The organism is Aeromonas sp. HMWF015, assembly GCF_963878965.1.
GTDB classification, from domain to species: Bacteria; Pseudomonadota; Gammaproteobacteria; order Enterobacterales; family Aeromonadaceae; genus Aeromonas; species Aeromonas veronii.
In genome coordinates this window covers 1-1,718 of the sequence record NZ_CAWNZT010000003.1, presented here as the reverse complement: position 1 = coordinate 1,718, position 1,718 = coordinate 1, and the positions used below count along the sequence as shown (strand labels likewise).

The following is a 1,718-nucleotide window of genomic DNA, read 5'->3' as shown; positions in this document are numbered from 1 at the left end:
AGTATGAATATATTAAATGTATGTGTGTTGTTATTAACTTTCAAATAAATCACCTTGAGAGTTTTCTAGGTTTCTTTTTTGTCGATATGCACGACCTTGCAATGTTTCAACATTTTTGTAGCCAATTATGCTTTCTATTACGGTTTCTACAGCATACCCAGTAATTGTAATTTCTCCAATTTCATCTAACTTGCTATATATATTTGAAGCACACTTGATGGCAGAACCATGTTGGAGGCTAACTCTTTCACTGAGTACATCTTGTTTAAATACGTTATCTTTCATAATGAAACTAATAGGTTCGCCATTAAAAATACCTTTCCACTTATAGTTTCCTTGTTTTAAAACTGGAGAAACAATTTCTATAACTGCTTCATCTATTGTTTTTGTTGGTAAGGAATTAGAGTTTAATATGAAACGCTTAAACTTGCTTCTAATTACTTCTGATTCAGGAGCGTTCTCTATGCCATCTGCTGTAAGGCTATTCAAACCAACCTTGGATACTTTTTGGTAATTATTGAGGTGTTTATAAAAATTTGAACGACGAGTAATTACTTTATAGTTTTCGTTAACTACTTCTGCAGCTTTAGCGAGCGTATCATGATTAACATTATTTGACTTTACCTCAGCCTTAAGAAGTTTAATTCGTAGTTTTCTTTCCTCAATGCTTAAACGAAGATCTTCTTTTTGAAGCCTATCTAGTTCAGAATCTGACTTTGGTAGCAGTGGTACAACCATAGCTGCAATGCTGATTATTATTGAAATAGCACCAGCATTAGCATTTGCAAGTTTCCATATATCTCGTAATCCACCCTCTCTATGTGCTTCACATTCAATTAAAACACTTTCGTCAAGTGTCTTTGCGATCTCGATGAGGATCGCAATTATCTCGGCTTCACATCGATTACGCACGAACGCGTCCATTGAGTGAGAGCCATCCTCGAAGTAGTAATGTATTTGAAATTTATTTGATAAAAGGTGCTTGTTCATAAATTCCATCTAGAGGGTTAACGTGAGTATTATGCTTGTTCAGGTAACAGTTACGAGTATTTATTTTGGGATTGTTGACCGGAAATTCACAATTAGACTACGTGGACTGCAAGCCACCAGAGCAGACTGAAATTGAACATCTTCCAAAAAAACAACATGGCTACCGCACGGGGTTACAGCTCCCCGAGTACTGCTTTTAACCAGATTGAAAATGGGTAAATCATGGGCTTACCTCGGCTGCTTTTGGGGCTGTGAGGGCCAGATGAGCAAGGTATCAAACACCTACCAATAAAAGTGAGTAAAAAGTTAGTTATCGCTCGGATTTTGAAAGGTTTTTTGACGAGGATCAGCCTTGAGCCAAGTTGGCTGCGGTTTGAGTGGGCAAGGGGAGTTCAATAAATAAACAGATAAGGCATCCTCGACGACTGGCGCCAAGTGACAGGAATGGCTGGGTAATATCTCTGTTACGCCCTGTTATAAGGGCTATGGGTTTCGGGTCATCGAGCAGACCGGCCACTGGGTGACCGGGGCCTACAGAGCGCCGCAGTCAGTGAGGTGGCCAGTGAGGATTACTCACGGCCCTCTTTTTTGATCCCCAGCAGCCAAGGCACGATGGTCAGAATAAACAGCGCGATCAGGGTGGCGAGCACCGCGGTGGACTCTCGGCCCATACCCGCGGCAATGCCGATGGCGGCGGTGACCCAGATACCGGCGGCTGTGGTCAGCCC

At 41.5% G+C, this 1,718-nt stretch carries 2 protein-coding genes; both read right to left on the bottom strand.

Translation table 11 applies throughout. The annotated features are described in order from the left end of the window. Positions 1-33 precede the first annotated feature (33 nt). Complete coding sequence (locus tag AACS18_RS00145) at positions 34-912, bottom strand: hypothetical protein (protein WP_219928000.1); 879 nt, start codon at positions 910-912, stop codon at positions 34-36. Positions 913-1,559: 647 nt separating this feature from the next. Further along, positions 1,560-1,715, bottom strand: coding sequence for an MgtC/SapB family protein (locus AACS18_RS00140; protein ID WP_258228807.1), 156 nt, complete (start codon positions 1,713-1,715; stop codon positions 1,560-1,562). Positions 1,716-1,718 lie beyond the last annotated feature (3 nt).